Annotated in this window: 15 protein-coding genes; 7 read left to right on the top strand and 8 right to left on the bottom strand. The window is 73.4% G+C overall.

All coding sequences use genetic code 11. The annotated features are described in order from the left end of the window. The first annotated feature begins 97 nt into the window (after positions 1 to 97). Positions 98 to 712, top strand: coding sequence for a mycofactocin system transcriptional regulator (mftR, locus tag IF29_RS0123970; protein WP_084714854.1), 615 nt, complete (start codon positions 98 to 100; stop codon positions 710 to 712). Here the strand turns inward: mftR and mftF are convergent. From mftF to mftA, 6 genes are read right to left on the bottom strand one after another with little or no spacing between them, the layout of a single operon-like run. Next, positions 628 to 2,196, bottom strand: a complete 1,569-nt coding sequence (gene mftF, locus IF29_RS0123965; protein ID WP_084714852.1) for a mycofactocin biosynthesis glycosyltransferase MftF — start codon at positions 2,194 to 2,196, stop codon at positions 628 to 630. The two genes, mftR and mftF, sit on opposite strands and share 85 nt — an antisense overlap. After that, positions 2,193 to 2,948 (bottom strand): mycofactocin biosynthesis peptidyl-dipeptidase MftE, encoded by a 756-nt coding sequence (gene mftE / locus IF29_RS0123960; protein WP_232242414.1) that lies wholly within the window; start codon positions 2,946 to 2,948, stop codon positions 2,193 to 2,195. Before mftE ends, mftF begins: the two co-directional genes overlap by 4 nt. A gap of 4 nt (positions 2,949 to 2,952) precedes the next feature. Further along, positions 2,953 to 4,134 carry a pre-mycofactocin synthase MftD gene (mftD, locus tag IF29_RS0123955; protein ID WP_030258564.1) on the bottom strand — a complete coding sequence of 394 codons (1,182 nt, stop codon included), beginning with the start codon at positions 4,132 to 4,134 and terminating at the stop codon, positions 2,953 to 2,955. A 59-nt stretch (positions 4,135 to 4,193) separates the two neighbouring features. Next, the gene (gene mftC, locus IF29_RS0123950; protein WP_030258562.1) at positions 4,194 to 5,438 is read right to left on the bottom strand and encodes a mycofactocin radical SAM maturase; all 1,245 of its coding nucleotides are present in this window, start codon (positions 5,436 to 5,438) and stop codon (positions 4,194 to 4,196) included. Continuing rightward, positions 5,435 to 5,758 carry a mycofactocin biosynthesis chaperone MftB gene (gene mftB / locus IF29_RS0123945; protein WP_051725841.1) on the bottom strand — a complete coding sequence of 108 codons (324 nt, stop codon included), beginning with the start codon at positions 5,756 to 5,758 and terminating at the stop codon, positions 5,435 to 5,437. Before mftB ends, mftC begins: the two co-directional genes overlap by 4 nt. A gap of 15 nt (positions 5,759 to 5,773) precedes the next feature. Then, positions 5,774 to 5,914, bottom strand: a complete 141-nt coding sequence (mftA, locus tag IF29_RS44475) for a mycofactocin precursor MftA (RefSeq protein ID WP_063757583.1) — start codon at positions 5,912 to 5,914, stop codon at positions 5,774 to 5,776. A 205-nt stretch (positions 5,915 to 6,119) separates the two neighbouring features. Here mftA and mftG point away from each other — a divergent pair, with 205 nt between their 5' ends. The 3 genes from mftG to IF29_RS0123925 all read left to right on the top strand — a co-directional run bounded on the left by mftG (position 6,120) and on the right by IF29_RS0123925 (position 9,772). Then, on the top strand, positions 6,120 to 7,685 hold the full coding sequence (gene mftG / locus IF29_RS0123935) for a mycofactocin dehydrogenase MftG (RefSeq protein WP_030258557.1): 1,566 nt from the start codon (positions 6,120 to 6,122) through the stop codon (positions 7,683 to 7,685). A 63-nt stretch (positions 7,686 to 7,748) separates the two neighbouring features. Then, positions 7,749 to 8,447 (top strand): TetR/AcrR family transcriptional regulator, encoded by a 699-nt coding sequence (locus tag IF29_RS0123930; RefSeq protein WP_030258555.1) that lies wholly within the window; start codon positions 7,749 to 7,751, stop codon positions 8,445 to 8,447. Between the two features lie 95 nt (positions 8,448 to 8,542). Then, a complete protein-coding gene (locus tag IF29_RS0123925; RefSeq protein ID WP_030258554.1) occupies positions 8,543 to 9,772 on the top strand; it encodes an NAD(P)/FAD-dependent oxidoreductase in 1,230 nt (409 codons plus the stop codon). A gap of 33 nt (positions 9,773 to 9,805) precedes the next feature. Here IF29_RS0123925 and IF29_RS0123920 read toward each other — a convergent pair whose 3' ends face one another. Beyond that, positions 9,806 to 11,293, bottom strand: a complete 1,488-nt coding sequence (locus IF29_RS0123920) for an MFS transporter (protein WP_030258551.1) — start codon at positions 11,291 to 11,293, stop codon at positions 9,806 to 9,808. A gap of 110 nt (positions 11,294 to 11,403) precedes the next feature. On the opposite strand from IF29_RS0123920, the gene IF29_RS0123915 reads away from it, so the two are divergent. After that, positions 11,404 to 12,504, top strand: coding sequence for an acyl-CoA dehydrogenase family protein (locus tag IF29_RS0123915; RefSeq protein WP_063757582.1), 1,101 nt, complete (start codon positions 11,404 to 11,406; stop codon positions 12,502 to 12,504). A gap of 65 nt (positions 12,505 to 12,569) precedes the next feature. Here the strand turns inward: IF29_RS0123915 and IF29_RS0123910 are convergent, their stop codons facing one another. Continuing rightward, the gene (locus tag IF29_RS0123910; protein WP_030258547.1) at positions 12,570 to 13,571 is read right to left on the bottom strand and encodes an LLM class flavin-dependent oxidoreductase; all 1,002 of its coding nucleotides are present in this window, start codon (positions 13,569 to 13,571) and stop codon (positions 12,570 to 12,572) included. Positions 13,572 to 13,669: 98 nt separating this feature from the next. On the opposite strand from IF29_RS0123910, the gene IF29_RS46960 reads away from it, so the two are divergent. Beyond that, positions 13,670 to 14,890, top strand: coding sequence for an acyl-CoA dehydrogenase family protein (locus IF29_RS46960; protein ID WP_051725838.1), 1,221 nt, complete (start codon positions 13,670 to 13,672; stop codon positions 14,888 to 14,890). Then, positions 14,890 to 16,023: an acyl-CoA dehydrogenase family protein gene (locus IF29_RS46955; protein ID WP_030258542.1), complete on the top strand. Its 1,134-nt coding sequence runs from the start codon at positions 14,890 to 14,892 to the stop codon at positions 16,021 to 16,023. The genes IF29_RS46960 and IF29_RS46955 overlap by 1 nt, the downstream gene beginning before the upstream one ends. Positions 16,024 to 16,036: the final 13 nt, after the last annotated feature.

Genomic DNA, 16,036 nt, shown 5'->3' with positions numbered 1-16,036 from the left:
GCTCCATGGACGCGGATCCTGGAACCGGCGGTGAGCGGCGCGTATCTTGGGGCGAGCACCGGCAGCCGCGGCGGCCGGGCGGACGGAGGGAGAACCGGTGGAGCGGCCCGAGGCCGGACTGCTGGATCCGGGGCGGAGCAGGACCAGGACCGGGCGACCGCGGGCGACGTCCCGGGGCGAGCTGGAGCGCATCGGCTTCGAGCTCTTCGAGAGCCGGGGCTTCGACGCGGTCACGGTCGACGACATCGCCGCCGCCGCCGGTATCGGCCGGCGGACCTTCTTCCGCTACTACGCCACCAAGAACGACCTGGTCTGGGGTGACTTCGAGGGCCAGCTGGCCTGGCTGCGGCAGTTGCTGGCCGCCGTCCCCGCCGACGTGCCCACCATGGCGGCGCTGCGGTCCGCCGTGGTCGAGTTCAACCGCTTCGATCCGCAGACGGTGCCGTGGCACCGCCGCCGGATGGATCTGATCTTCCATGTGCCTGCCCTCCAGGCCGATTCCACGCTGCGCTACAACGCGTGGCGCGGCATTGTCACCGAGTTCGCGGCCGCCAGGTCCGGTCAGCAGCCGACCGACACCGGACCGACCCTGATCGGGCACGTCGCCCTGGCGGCCAGTGCGGCCGCCTACGAGCTGTGGCTGCGCGACGAGGAGGCGGACCTGGCGGAGCTGCTGGACGCCACCTTCGGCCGCTTGGCCACCGGGCTCTGAACCCGGGGCAGCAGCGCCGTGGGGGAGCGTCCGCGCAGCGCCGACCACCACACCCCGGAGCCGTAGGCGATGTCGTCCAGGCGGCGTGCCAGCGTGTACCGGACCGGGTCCAGGCCCGCCGCGCTGCCCCGGTACTCCAGGACCACGTCCGCCACCGCGGCCACCGCCGCCGCACGCCGCGCCCGGCGGGAGACCAGGCACAGCACGGCGGTGGCGGGCCACCAGTGCCGGGTGATCAGCGCGCCGGTCTGGCTGAGCGCGGCCACCGCCCCGTTCCCGGTGAGCTGGACCGCGGTGCGTACCGGCTGCTGCGTGCCGGTGAGCCGGCGGCTGATGCGCAGCGCGGTCGCCGCGCACAGGCCGGCGGCCACCGGTGCCGACCAGCGCCGCTGGGCCAGCAGTGCCAGCACCGCCGCGGTGCTCCAGGGGGCGAGCACGGCGGGCGCCACCGACCGGGGGTGGCGTTCGGCCAGCGGCTGGGCACCGGTGCCGTACTCGGCCTTGCGGCGGAACCAGTCGGCGAACCCGGTCCGGTGCTCGTGGGCGGCGCTGACCGAGGGCTCGTACCGCAGCCGCCAGCCGCGTTCGACGGCCCGCCAGCCCAGGTCGACGTCCTCGCCCACGCGCATGCGCTCGTCGAATCCATCGCCCAGTGCCTCGCGGCGGGCGACCACGCAGGCCGTGGAGGCCCAGGAGACGTAGGAACCGGGACGGACCAGGGCCGGGCGGTCGCCGAGGTCCAGCGAGGAGCGGGCCTGTTCGTAGCGGCCGATCCAGTTGTCGGAGCCGGTGGTGTGCAGTGCGGTGATGCGCGGCACGGCCAGCCCGACCCGGGGGTCGGTGAAGTGCCGCAGCAGCGTGGGCACGGTGTCCGGGTCCAGGACGACGTCGGAGTCCACGAAGACCACGAAGGGCGTGCGGACCAGCCGCAGCCCGGCGTTGCGGGCTCCGGCGGGCCCCAGGTTCCGTCGCAGGGCCACCAGCCGCGCTCCGTGCCGGCGGGCGACCACCGCCACGGCGTCCGGGACCCGGGAGGCGTCGTCGACCACGATCACGGTGGCACCGGGGGCGACACTGGCGAGCAGCCGCTCCAACTGGCCGGGCCGGTCGCGGACCGGGACCACATAGGTGACCTCCGGTGCCGTGAGCGCGGGGAGGTCGGCGACCAGCGGATGGGCCAGTCCCAGTTCCAGCAGCCGGTCCGCGAGCGCCGCGCCGGCCCGGTCGCGCACCTGCAGCACGCGGTCGGCGCTCAGCAGCGGCCGCGCGCGCGGGGTGAGCCGCAGCAGCCGGGTGACCGGTGCGCCGCCGAGCAGCGCACGGCCGCCGTCCAGCACCCGGGTGTTGCGGTCCAGGACGATGCGGAAGCCCGTCGGCAGCGGCGCCTGGACCGGCGTCGGCGGCAGCGCGCCCGGCCGTGGGGCCGGGGCCGGAGCGGGGGCCAGCCGCAGGGTGCCCGGCCGGTGCAGTTGACGGAACGTCATCGGACCACCGCCGGGGCGGGATCCAGCAGCCGGCCGTGCCGGTCGGTGCTGAAGGCCGCGATGCGTCGGGCCGTTGTCCGGACCTGCGCCTCCATGAGCAGACGCCCCTCCTCGGGGCCGGCTCCGGTCGGATCGCCGAGCACCCCGTTGGGTGCCACCGCGCGCACGCCGGACGCGACCAGCTGCGGCAGCAGCTCGGCCAGCGGCAGCGTGTTGCCCGGCTCGGCGGCGCCGGTGAGCACGCTCTCCGGAGCCAGATGGAGCATCACCGAGGTCTCGGTGCGGCCGGCGTGGGGATCGGAGCCGGGGAAGTCGCAGCCGGTCCAGGCGACCTGGTGCCCCTCGGCGCGCAGCTGGGCGACCGCGGCGTCGAGGGTGCGGGCGTTGCCGCCGTGCCCGTTGACCAGGACCGTTCGGGCGGCCCACAGGCCGATCGAACGCACCAGTTCGACCAGCACCAGGCACAGGGCCTCGTGGCCGATCGAGACGGTGCCGGGGAAGCCGGCGTGTTCGCCGCTGCTGCCGTAGGCGAGCGCCGGCGCCACCAGGACCGGACCGGACAGTTGCTCGGCTGCCCGGTCGGCCACCGCGCGGGCGATCACGCTGTCGGTGGCCAGCGGCAGATGCGGACCGTGCTGCTCGGTGGAGCCGACCGGGACGAGGACGGTCGTCCCGGTCGGCGGCACCCCGGGCCAGGTGCGGTTGGCGAGTCGGGTGTCCAGGGCGTTGGTGTCCAGGGCGTTGGTGTCCACGGCGTCAGGCCGGGGAGCCGAGGGTGCGGGTGAACCCGTCGGGGATCACCAGGTCGTCCGGGTTCAGCTCGCCCACCGAGGCGTGGCCCAGGCCCAGGACGGCCGAGTCCAGGCCGCCGCGCAGGATGTCCAGCACGTTCTCCACGCCGGCCTGTCCGTTGGCGGCCAGCCCCCACAGGTAGGCACGGCCGATCAGCACGGCCCGGGCGCCCAGGGCCAGCGCCTTGGCCACGTCGCCGCCGCGGCGCACACCGCCGTCCAGCAGCACCTCGATCTGGTCGCCGACGGCCGCTGCGACCGAGGGCAGGATGCGGATGGTCGCCGGGGTGGTGTCGAGGTTGTTGCCGCCGTGGTTGGACACCGAGATGGCGGTCACCCCGGAGTCGACGGCGCGCTTGGCGTCGTCCACCCGGCTGACGCCCTTGAGCAGGAAGGGCCCGTTCCACTCCTTCGCCAGCCAGTTGACGTCCTCCCAGGTCGGCGGGGTGGTCTGCATCCACTCGCCGTAGGCGCCGAAGAAGGTCGGGGCCTGGCCGCCCGGCGGCTGGAGGTTGGGGGTGGTCAGGTCCGGGATGCGGCCGCTGCGGGCGAAGGTCCACATCCAGCGGGGGTGCGGCAGCACGCCCGGGGCCAGCTTGACCATGGTCCTCAGGTCGACCTTCTCCGGGATGGACGGGCTGCCCCAGTCCCGCCCGTTGGAGAAGGACCAGTCCAGGGTCAGGATCAGCGCCTTGCTGCCGGCGGCCCTGGCCCGCTCCATGCGCTGGACCATGGTGTCGCGGCTGCCGGACCAGTACAGCTGGAAGGCGGTGTCCGGGTTGGCCGCGGTCACCTCCTCGACCGGCTTGCTGGCGTAGGAGCTCAGCCCCATCGGGATGCCGCGGTTGGCGGCCGCCCGGGCGATGGCGACCTCGCCGTCGGGGTGCACCGCCTGCACGCCGGTGGGGGAGATCATGACCGGGAAGGCGGCCTTCATGCCCAGTACGGTGGTGGACAGGTCGCGGGCCGCGTGGTGGCCCACGACCCTGGGGGCGAAGCCGAGTTCGCCGAAGGCGCCGATGTTGTCCTCGATGGTGCGGCCGCGCTCGGAACCGGCCACCAGGGCGCCGTAGACCATGCCGGGCAGGTACTTCTCGGCCCGCCGCTGTGCCTCGGCGACCGTCTCGAACCAGGGGTTTCTGCTCATGGGATTCGCTCTCGTGATGCTGGGCGTGATGCGTGGGTGGGAGGCGACGGGTGCGCGGCTCAGCCGAGCCTGAGGCCGGCCAGCGGGGACTCGTCGCAGGCGCTGACCGGGGGGCGGTCCAGGTCGGGGCGCCTGGTCAGGGTGAGCGGGACCGGTCCGCTGCGCGCGGCCGGCGCGGTGCGGTGGGAGTGGTCGCCCGACGGCTTGGGCAGCGCGCCGCGGCGGTCGAGCAGCGGCTCGGCGTGGCCCTGCACGCACTCCGGGTCCGGGCCGTCCAGCGGCAGTCCGGTGAAGAACTTGGCCGCCATGCAGCCGCCCTTGCAGCTGTCGTAGAAGGTGCAGGAGGCGCAGGCGCCGCCCTGCTGGGGTTCGCGCAGCCGGCGGAACAGCTCCGACTGCCGCCAGACCCCGGTGAAGCCGGCGGGCTCGCGTACGCTGCCGGCCAGGAACTCGTCGTGGATCGCGAACGGGCAGGCGTAGACGTCACCGACCGGGTCGATCAGGCAGACCACCCGGCCGGCGCCGCACAGGTTCAGCCCCGGCAGCGGCGCGCCGAACGCGGACAGGTGGAAGAAGGAGTCCCCGGTCAGCACCTGGTCGCCGTTGGCCACCAGCCAGTCGTAGAGCACACGTTGCTGCTCCGGCAGGGGGTGCAGGTCGTCCCAGACGTCCGCGCCGCGTCCGGAGGGGCGCAGCCGGGTCAGCCGCAGCTGGGCGCCGTAGCGGTCGGCGATCTCCTTGAACTCGTCCAGCTGGGCGATGTTGTGGCGGGTGCAGACCACCGACAGCTTGGCGTTGCGCAGACCCGCGTCGGCGAGGTTGGCCAGCGCGCGCAGCGCCGTGTCGTACGAACCCGCCCCGCGCACCGCGTCGTTGACCTCGGGGGTGGCTCCGTCCAGGGAGATCTGGACGTCGACGTAGTCGTTGGCGGCGAGCCTGCGGGCCACCTCGGGGGTGATCCGGATGCCGTTGGTGGAGAACTTCACGCCGACGTGGTGGGCGGTGGCGTAGTCCAGCAGCTCGAAGAAGTCGGGGCGTACGGTGGGTTCGCCGCCGCCGATGTTGACGTAGAAGACCTGCATGGCCTCCAGCTCGTCGATGACCGCCTTGGCCTCGGCGGTGGACAGTTCGCGCGGGTCGCGCCGACCGGAGCTGGACAGGCAGTGCGTGCAGGACAGGTTGCAGGCGTAGGTGAGCTCCCAGGTCAGGCAGATCGGGGAGTCCAGGCCCAGCTCGAACAGGTCGGTCAGACGGGGGGCAGGCTGCGCCGTCGCGGGGCTTGCCGTCACAGAGGTCGCCGTCATCGGGTCACGGTCCTTTCGACCAGCATCGAGGAGTGCGCCAGTGTGGCCAGTGCCTTGGCGTAGCGGGGGAGTTGAGTGTCGGTCACACCGGCGGCGGTGCAGGCGGCCCGGGCGTCGGGCGAGGATTCCAGGGCGCGGACCACATCGAGCAGCCGGCGGTCCTTGAGGAAGGACAGCTGTCGGGTGCCGAAGTGGTACAGCAGGGCGCCGAAGGGTTCGGGGCGTACCGACACCTGGGAGTGCAGCGTCCACGGGCGGTCGAGGTCCAGGCCCCGGTCGGCGTCCGGGGGCGCCGGCGGCTCGGGGCGGGAGGCGGGCATGAGTGGTCGCCCGGCCTAGTAGACGCCGCACATGCCGTCGATCGAGACTTCCTCGACCAGGTCGTCCGCCTCGATGAGTTCGTCGGTCGCGACGGGGGCGGTGTCGGCCTCGGTGCGGTGCAGGTCCTGCGACTGGGTGGTCACGCTCTGGTCCATGGCTGGCTCCTACGGCTCGGGCCCGAGCCCGGGGGTGGGGGCGGGCCGGCTGGCGGAGCGCCCCTGGGCATCAGGGCTTGTGCATGATGCACGTCAGAGTATTGGCATGGAGTGCCAAAAGCTAGGTCCCGGTGGGGCGGGATTTCCGCGACGGTCACTTCCCCGCCTTGTGCTGAGGTCAGGAAGGGTCTTTGATGCCCAGGACATGAACACTTACGACCAGCTCGAAGCAGGCCCGTGCGATGTCGTCGTGGTCGGCGCGGGGGCGGCCGGCGCCGTGCTCGCCGCGCGGCTGAGCGAGGACCCGGACCGCAGCGTCGTGCTGCTGGAGGCCGGACCGGTGCCCCGGGGCGCCGACGGTTTCGGCCCGGAACTGCTCGACGCGCGCCTGGTTCCCGGGGCCCAGACTGGGCACCGCGCGGTCAGGGCCTGGCCGACCCGGCTCACCCCCGACCGCCCCTGGGCGGTGCCGCGCGGACAGGTGGCCGGCGGCTCGACCACCGTCAACGGGGGCTACTTCATCCGGGCCAGGCGCGCGGACTTCGACCGCTGGGCCGCCGTCGGCGGTCCCGCCTGGAGCTGGGACCGCGTCCTGCCGTTCCTGAGGGCCCTGGAGAACGACCTGGACCTGGGATCCGGCGAGGCCCACGGCGACCACGGCCCGGTCCTGGTGCGGCGCAGCCGCCTGCTCCATCCGGCCGAGGCCGCGTTCCGGGACGCCGCCCTGGCCCTGGGCCATCGGGCCGACCCGGACAAGAACGACCAGTGCCCGCCCGGCTTCGGCCCGGTGCCCTCCAACGCGGTGGACGGGATCCGCCGCAACACCGCGCTCAGCTACCTCACCGCCGAGGTGCTCGACCGGCCCAACCTCCGGGTCCTGGGCGACTGCCCGGTCCGACGGGTCCTGGTGGAGCGCGGACGGGCCGCCGGTGTCCTGGTCGGGCACGCCGGGCGGACCGCGCGCCTGGCCGCCCGGTCCGTCGTGGTCAGCGCCGGTGCACTGGCCTCGGCCCAACTGCTGCTGCTCTCCGGCATCGGTCCGCGCGTCGAACTGGAGCGCCTGGGCATCCCGGTGGTGCGCGACGCCCCCGCGGTGGGGGCGGGTCTCAGCGACCATCCGCAGCTGGCCCTGGAGTGGGGCGTCCAGGACGCCTGGGGCGAACCGGCGGACTCCTGGCTGGGCGGCTGCCTGCACCTGGCGCTGGGCGACGGCCTCGGGGAGGTGGAGATCCTGCAGTCGCTGGTGCCGCTGGCCGGCCTCATGGAGGGCCGGACCACGCTCCCCGGCGCGCCGCTGCCGTTCCTGGTCTCCGCCCTGGCGCCCCGCCGCACCGGTCGGCTGCGCCTGGCCTCGGCCGATCCGCGGACGCCTCCGGTCGTCGAGCACGGGTACCTGTCGACGCCGCAGGACCTCCAGCGGCTGCGCGCCGCGGTGCGGGCCACGGCCGCACTGCTGGAGACCGCGCCCTTCACCGGGCACGGCCCCGGCCTGCTGGCTCCGGGGCCCGCGGTCCTGGACCAGGACGGGCTGCTCGACGGCTGGATCCGGGACCATATCGGCACCGCCCAGCACAGCTGCGGCACCGTGCCGATGGGACCCGAGGGCAGTCCGGACGCCGTGGTGGACCAGTTCGGCCAGGTGCACGGGGTGCCGGGGCTGACCGTCGCGGACACCTCGATCCTGCCCGACGCACCGCAGCGCGGGCCGGCGGCGACGGCCGTGCTGGTGGGCGAGGTCGCTGCCGACGCGCTGCGCCGCGGCAGTCGCTGACCGATCGCTGCGTGCACAGCGCGTGCCTGGTCGGAGCGGGTCCACGCCCTATGATGACCAACCATGGCGAGACCACCGGGCCACGGGCCGGGCTACGAGATCAGGCGCGAGGAGATCATCGACACGGCGGCCGCGCTGTTCGCGAAGAAAGGCTACGCGGCCACCGGCATCGCGGAGATCTGCGACGCCGCCGACATGGCCCGGAGCGGGCTGTACTACTACATCGGTTCCAAGGAGAAGCTCCTCGTCGAGATCCAGAACCGGGTGATGCAGCCGATGCTCATGATGGGCCACCGGATCGCCGACATGGACGAGGACCCGGTGCTGCGGCTGCGGATGCTCTCGCAGATGCTGCTGGAGCACATCCTGATGTGGCTGGACCACATCTGGGTCTACGAGCACGACTACCGCAACCTGCGCGGGGTCAACCGCCGGCTGCTGCTGGACCAGCGCAGCGAGTTCGAGGGCATCGTGCAGGACCTGCTGACCGCCGCCATGGAGGAGGGCTCGATCCGCAAGACGGACCCGCGCCTGGCCACCCTGCAGTTCCTGAACCTGCACAACCACACCTACCAGTGGGTGGATCCCCGGGGTGAATGGGACGCGGCGCACCTGTCCCGGGAGTACTGCGCCACCCTCTTCACGGGTCTGTGCACCCCCGGCCACCGGGTCGAGGACCTGGAGGAACGGATGGCCGAGTTCCTGGAGCGGCGGGAGAACTTCACCACCGCGCCCCGCACCCGGCGGGCCCGCAAGCGCTGACGGCCCGCCGTTGACAGGGATGTCGGCGGCGATCACTATAAGAGACGTTGCGTTGTAGGGATCAACTGTTCTCTTTAAAGCGAAGGACCCGGACGATGACAGAAGCAGCCACAGACCGTCACGTCGTCATCGTCGGGGCCTCGCTCGCCGGGACCCGGACCGCCCAGGGCCTGCGCGCCCAGGGGCACACCGGCCCGATCACCCTCGTCGGCGCCGAGGCCGAGCTCCCCTACGACCGTCCGCCGCTGTCCAAGAAGCTGCTGCAGGGCGAGTGGTCGGAGTCATCGGTGGACGGGATCCGCCTGGCCACCCGGGCGGAACTCGAGGAACTCGGGATCGAACTGCGGCTCGGGACCGCCGCTGCGGACCTGGACCCGCAGGCCCGGCTGGTGCGTCTGGCCGACGGAACGACTGTTCGCTACGACGTGCTGGTCATCGCCACCGGGGCTGCGGCCCGGCCCTCGCCGTGGCTCCCGGAGTCGGGCGTCCACCAGCTCAGGACCCTGGACGACGCGCGGGCGATCGCCGCACGGCTCGCGCTGGGCGAGCCCGTGGTCGTGGTCGGCGGCGGCTTCATCGGCACCGAGATAGCCGCCGCGGCCAGCGGGCGCGGCTGCGCGGTCACGGTCGTCGACCCGGTACCGGAGCCGATGGCGCGGCTGGTCGGCCCCGAGATCGCCGGCAGCCTGGTCGAGCTGCACCGGCGCAACGGCGTGCAGACCCGCTTCGGCGTCGGCGTCGTGGGCATCGAGGGCAAGGCCGGGGACCTCACCGTGGAACTGGACAGCGGGGAGCGGCTGGCCGCGTCGACCGCGGTGGTGGGAATCGGGTCCGTTCCCTCGACCGGCTGGCTGGCCGGCTCCGGCCTCAAGCTGGACAACGGCGTCGTCACCGACCGCTTCCTGCGGGCGATCGGGTTCGACGACGTCTACGCCGTCGGCGACGTGGCCCGCTGGCCGCATCCGGGACACGGCACCGATGTGCGGGCCGAGCACTGGACCAACGCCGGCGACCAGGCGCGGTACGTCGCCACCGCCGTCACCCAGGGCGCCGCGGCCGGGTACGAGCCGACCGACTACGTCTGGTCCGACCAGTACGACTGGAAGGTGAACGCGTTCGGCCGGCGCGACCCCGCAGGGCACTCGGTCGTCGTCGGTGACCTGCAGGCGGACGGCCGGGTCGCCGTCGTCCACGCCGACGCGAGCGGCGCCGCGTGCGGGGCCGTCACGGTGAACTGGATCCGGGCGCTGAACCAGGCCCGCCGGCTGCTGGCGGCCGGCGCGTCGGCCGAGGACGTGGTCGAGGCGATCCGCCAGCTGCCCTGAACGGCTTCCAGCCCGGCCCGGCCTGACCGTGCGTCAGTGCGCCAGAGCTGGAGCGGCTTCCTGCTGGGGTTCGTCGCCGGCCGAGGGCCTGCGGCCGTGCCGCATGGCGAGGGCGACGGCCAGGCCGAGGACGCAGGCGCCGGCCATGATCCAGTACAGGTCGATGAAGCCGCGGGTGGTGGAGATGGTCCGGTGGGTGGTCGGGTCGGTGCGCAGTACGTTGTGGGCCAGGATGATGGACATGATGATGGGCATCACCGAGCCCATGAAGGCCGACATGCAGGTCTGGATGCCGGTGGCGACGCCGGTGATCTCCTCCGGCACCGCGTCGATGATCAGGTTGGGCCCGGCCGCGAAGTAGAAGCCGAGGCAGACCCCGCCGAACAGGCCCGCCACGATGACCTGCCACAGGTGGCTGTGGAAGTAGGCGATGGACAGCGCCGCCACCAGACCGCAGAGCGCCGAACCGATCATCACCAGGCGCGGCGAGGTGCGCCGGCAGAGATAGCCGCCCAGCGGTCCAGCCAGCGTGGTGCACAGGCCGGAGGGGATGGCCACATAGCCGGCCTGAAGGGCCGTCAGCCCGAAGCCGTAGTCCATGCCGTGCACCCGGTCCGGGCTGACCAGCTGCGGGAACAGGTAGTTCCAGGTGGAGGCGGGGATGCCGACCAGCAGGGCGACCAGCAGGCTGTTGCGCACCGCGTGGCTGGTGAGCACCCGGATCTGGATCATCGGCTCGGCGACCCGGGTCTCGACCACGACGAAGCCGACCAGCACGGCCAGGCCGATGAGCAGCGGTATCAGGAAGGACGCGCTGGTCCAGCCGTTGTCGGAGCCCTCGGTCAGGCTGAACAGCAGGCTGCCGACGCCCAGCGTGATCATCAGCGAGCCGGGGACGTCGATGCGCCGGCTGATCCGCGGTCCGGAGCGCGGCACCACCAGCAGGATCAGCGGGGTGAAGACGCCGATGTAGATGAAGCAGAACCAGAAGATCGACTGGTAACCGAAGGCGTCCAGCAGCGCGCCGGCCACGATCGGCGACATGATGCCGGCCACGCCGACGCCGGTCACGTTCATGCCCACGACGATCGGCACCATCCGCTTGGGGAAGAAGCCGCGGAAGAACGCGTACACGGCGGCCGGCAACGCGATGATGCCGCCCTGCAGCGCGCGGGCGACCAGGATCAGCGCGAAGGAGTGGGTGACGGCGCCGAGCAGGGACCCGGCCAGGTAGAGCAGGGCGATGACCAGGACCAGCCGCCGGAAGCCGAAGACGTCGGCGAGCTTGCCGACCAGGGGCTGCGCGGCCGCCGCGACCAGCAGGCTGATGCTGACGATCCACGGCAGTTCGGACGGGGTGAACGGCGGGCTCATGTGCGGCAGGGCGTTGTAGAACAGGATCGCGCTGAAGGTGTTGGCCTCGCAGAACAGCAGGATGACGGTGAGCACCAGGGCGTAGTAGCCGGTGGAGCGTTCGGGGCCGCTCGATGTCGGGGATCCGTGGACCGAGGTGTCGGACATGGGTGGTCGCCTTCTTCGGAGTGGGGTGGCGCCATCATCCGGCGGTATGGGTTACTTAGCAACCTAGGTTGAAGAAGTTTTCTCAAATACCTGTATCGGGAGGCTGTGGCATGGAACTGATGATCAGTGACGAACAACTGGCCCTGATCGGGACGGTGCGGGCCTGGCTGGCGGACCGCGCCGATCTGGCCCGGGCCCGTGCCGACCGCGACGGCGCCGGGCTGGTCCGCCGTGAGGACGTCCGTGCCGCCGCCGGGCTGGGTCTGGTCGGGCTGCTGCGCTCGGGGGAGGGCGGTACTCATGCCGATCTCGCCCTGGTGGCCGAGGAGTTGGGCCGCGCCGGATCGCCGCTGCCGATCGGCCGGGCCGCCGTGGTGTGCCGGCTGCTGGAGCTGGCCGGCATCGATGGCGACGCCGCGGACCGGATCGCTTCCGGCGAGCTGCTCGCCGTGCCCGCCGTCGCGGAGCCGGGCGAGGATCCGGTCCTGGCGGTGCTGTCCGACTCGGGCGCGGTGCTGACCGGCACCCTGGGCCAGGTCCTCGGCGGATCGGACGCCGACCTGCTGTTGGTGGCTGCCGTCACCGACCGGGGAGAGCACGTCCTGGCCCTGCTCGACGCCGACGGCCCGGGCATCACCCGCACCCGCCGCACAGCGCTCGACCTGACCCGGGACCTCGCCCGCGTCGACCTCGACGGGGCGGTCGCGCAGCCGGAGCGCAGCGCGGTCGTCGACCCGGCCGTGCACCGGCTACTGGTGGACGCCCTGACGGTTCATCAGGCCGCTGACGCGGTCGGAGCGGCGGACCTGCTGCTGGAGCGGACCGTCCAGTACGTCAAGGAACGCCGGCAGTTCGGGGTGGCTGTGGGCAGTTTCCAGGCGGTCAAGCACCACGCCGCCAACATGGCCCTCGACGTCCGCTGCGCCCGGCTGACCGTACGCGCCGCCGCCCGGGCGCTGGACGGCGGCGAAGCCGTCGAACGCGCCACGCGGGTGGCCAACGCCGGATCGCTGGCAAAGGAGGCCTGCGCCCGGGTCGCCGGCACCGCCCTGCAGTTGCACGGCGGTATGGGCTTCACCTGGGAGCACGACCTGCACCTGTACCTGCGCCGGATCAAGACCTCGGAACTGCTCGACGGCACGCCCCGGCACCACCGCAGCGCGCTGGCCGCGGTGCTGCTGCCGGGCGGCCCGGCCCGGCGGGCGGCCTGACGGGCGGCGGCTTGACGGGGGCGCGGGTGCGCGGCCTGCCGCCGCAGGCCGCGCCGGCACATCGGTCAGCCGGGTTCGACCGAGCGCATCAGCTCCACCGCGGAGGCGGCGTAGCGCTCCCGGCGGCGGCTGCCCACCATGAACCCGGGGGAGGAGAGGAAGGCCAGGTCGGGCAGGGCCTGCCGGGCGGCCAGCCGCTGCCTGGCCTCCTCGCGGGTGCCGCACAGGGCGACGGCGTCCAGCATCTCGTCGGTGACGGCGCGGGCCATGCCCTCGATGTCGCCGACGCCGAAGGCGGTGCGGATCGCGCTCACCTCGTCCTGCCAGCCGTGCAGTTCGACCAGGGTGTCGTAGGTCCTGACGGTCAGGTAGAAGGCGATCTGCAGCCGGGCGTCGCGGCGTGCGCGTGCCGGGTCGTCCTCGTCGACGGCGGTGATCAGCCAGCCCCAACGGCGCAGCGCTGCCGCGTCGCGGCCGCGCTCCTCGGCGCCGCGGACCAGCTCGGGGCTGATGGTCTCGGTCCACCAGCGGTCGGTGAACAGGCCGTGGCCGAGGACTCCGTCGGCGACGCGGCCGACGGTGCGGACCATCAGCTTGTTGAAGGCGCCGATCAGGATCGGTATCTCCAGGCGGCCGAGGACCGGGGCCCTGATGGCGGCGTTGATCGGGTAGTAGTCGCCCTGGTGGGTGACGGTGCTGCCGTTCTCGGCCTCCAGGTAGGCGCGGACGGCGCCGACCAGGTCGGCCATCCGGGCGACCGGCTTGTCGGCGCCGGTGGCGAACCAGTCGGTGTTCATCCGGTAGGTGCCCGAGCCCAGCCCGAGGAAGATCCGGCCCGGTGCCTTGGCGTGCAGGTGGCGCAGCGCGGAGGCGTGCACGAAGGGGGAGCGGGCGAAGGCGTAGGCGATGCCCGGCCCCACCATCGCCCCGGTGGTGCCCGCGACCATCTCGCCGGTGGTCAGGTAGGAGTTGGTGTCGGCGAACTCGCCGGCGCAGAAGGCGGCGGCGCCGGCCTTCTCGGCCTGCGCGGCCACCTCGGGGCCGGGCCAGGGCAGTCCCCAGTGCATGGTTGGCTCCTCCTTCACTCGAATCGTTGTAGCTAACCTAGTTAACCATGTAGTCTCAGCTATGTAAGAGCACCTGGTGATGAGCTTGAGGAGGTCAGATGCCCGCCGTCACCGCCGCGGATGCGGATGCCGACCGCTCGGCGCCGCCCGCAGCCGAGTGGCTGGGCCGGCTGCGCGCCTTCCTGGCCGACCGCGCCGGGCGGCCGCCCCGGGACCGGGCCGAACGGCTCGCCTGGGCCCGCGCCTTCCACGCCGACCTCACCGAGGCCGGCCTGGCGGCTCCCGGCTGGCCGGTCGAGGCCGGCGGCATGGCCCTGGAGCTGTCGGACCAGATCGCCTACCACCGCGAGATGGCCAGGTCCAGGGCGCCCAAGCACCCGTGCGCGCTGTCGTTCATCGTGGCGCCCACCCTGATCAAGCACGGCACCCAGGAGCAGAAGGACCGCTTCCTGCGCCCGCTGCTGCGCGCCGACGAGTTCTGGTGCCAGGGCTTCTCCGAGCCGGGGGCCGGCAGCGACCTCACCGCCCTGAGCACCCGGGCACGTCGGGTCCCGGCACAGGACGGCGACGGCGACGACTTCCTGGTCACCGGCCAGAAGGTGTGGACCACCCAGGCCCACCTGGCCGACTGGATGTTCGCCCTGGTGCGCACCGGCGGCCCCGGCGCCGAGGGCATCAGCTACCTGCTCATCCCGATGGACACGCCCGGGATCACCGTCCGCCCGCTGCGCGATCTGACCGGCGCCGCCCACTTCGCGGAGGTCTTCCTGGACGAGGTCAGGGTGCCGGCCGGCAACCTGGTGGGCGAGCAGGACGGCGGGTGGTCCATCGCCCGCACCAGCCTCGGCCACGAGCGCGCCACCGCGTTCCTCGCCGACGAGTACCGCTACCGGCGCGTCGTCGACGAGCTGTTCGCCCTGGCCCGCAGCACCGGTGCGGGCCAGGACCCGGTGGTGCGCCAGTCGCTGGCCCGGATCGAGGCCTGGGTACGGGTGCTGGCCTCCAACAGCCGCCGCGCCCTCGACTCGGTGCTGGCCGGACGGGACCCCGGGGCCAGCGCATCGGTCAACCGCCTGGTGCGGGCCGAGTTCGACCAGATCCTGCACAGCGCCGCGCTGCGGGTGCTGGGCCCCGACGCGGTGCTGGGGCTGCGCGAGCCCACCGCCCCGGAGGGTGCGCGCTGGACCTACGGCTACCTCAGATCGCTGGCCTCCACCATCGGTGCGGGCACCGCCGAGATCCAGCGCAACACCATCTCGGAGAAGGTCCTCGGCCTGCCCTCGCACCTCGGCGGCACCGTTGCCCGGGAGGGGAACTGATGACCGGTCATGATCTGTCCGACACCGCCGAGCTGGAGGGCGACCTGCGCGACGGCCTGCGGCGGCTCCTGGGCGACCACTGCTCGGCCGCGACCCTAGCCGCATGGTGCGACCAAGGGCGGCGCACCGCGCCGGAACTGTGGCGCGAACTGGCCCTGATGGGTATCCCCGGCCTGCCGGTCGGCGAGGAGCACGGCGGCAGCGCCGGCTCCTGGGCGCTGGCCGCCGCGGCCCAGGAGGAGCTCGGCCGTCGGCTCGCCCCCGCACCCACCGTCTCCGGCTTCGCGGTCCAGGCCGCCCTGGCCGCCGCCGGGACCCACACCGACGCGCTGGCCGCACTGGCCGCGGGCACGGCCCGTGCCGCCGTCGCGGCCGGACGTACCGATGACGGCTGGATCCCCGCACCCGACCTGGTCGCCACCGAACACGCCAGCGGCTGGACCCTGGACGGCACCGTGCCCGTCGTCGCCGAGGCCGCCGATGCGACCCTGCTCCTGGCCGCCGCCGGCGACCGGCTCTTCCTGGTCGACGCCGCTGGCGTCCGCCTCGAACCCGTCGACGCCCTGGACCCCACCCGGCCGCTGTCCAGGGCCGTCCTCACGGCTGTCGATGCCGACCCGGTCGGCGACCCGGGGCAGGCCCCGCGGCTACTGGCCGCCGCCCAGCGCGCCGCCCTGGTCGCGCTGGCAGCGGATGCGGTCGGCGTCGCCGCGGAGGCAACCGACCTGGCGGTCGGCTACGCCCGGACCCGGCGTCAGTTCGGCCGGCTGATCGGCTCCTTCCAGGCGGTCTCGCACCGCTGCGCGGACATGGCGGTCGCGGTCGTGTCCGCCCGGGCCCTGGTGGCCGCCGCCGCCGAGGCCCTGGACGGACCGCCGGACGCGGACACCGACATCGCCGTCGCCCTGGCCGCCTCCGACGCACTGGACACCGCCGTCGCCGTCGCCGCCGGCTGCATCCAGGTCCACGGCGGCATCGGCTTCACCTGGGAACTGCCGGCCCACCGCTACCTGCGCCGGGCCAAGGCCGCGCAGAGCCTGATCGCCCAGCCGGACCGGCTGCGCGAGCGGGCGGCCCGCGCCCTGCTCGATACGGCCCCTCCCACTTCCGTGGCGGCCGGATCCCGGCGATGATCCGTCATGTCCC

Origin of the sequence: Streptacidiphilus jeojiense (genome assembly GCF_000719095.1) — a bacterium.
Classification (GTDB): Bacteria; Actinomycetota; Actinomycetes; order Streptomycetales; family Streptomycetaceae; genus Streptacidiphilus; species Streptacidiphilus jeojiensis.
The sequence above is the reverse complement of the archived record's forward strand: the minus strand, read 5'-3'. Positions and strand labels throughout refer to the sequence as shown.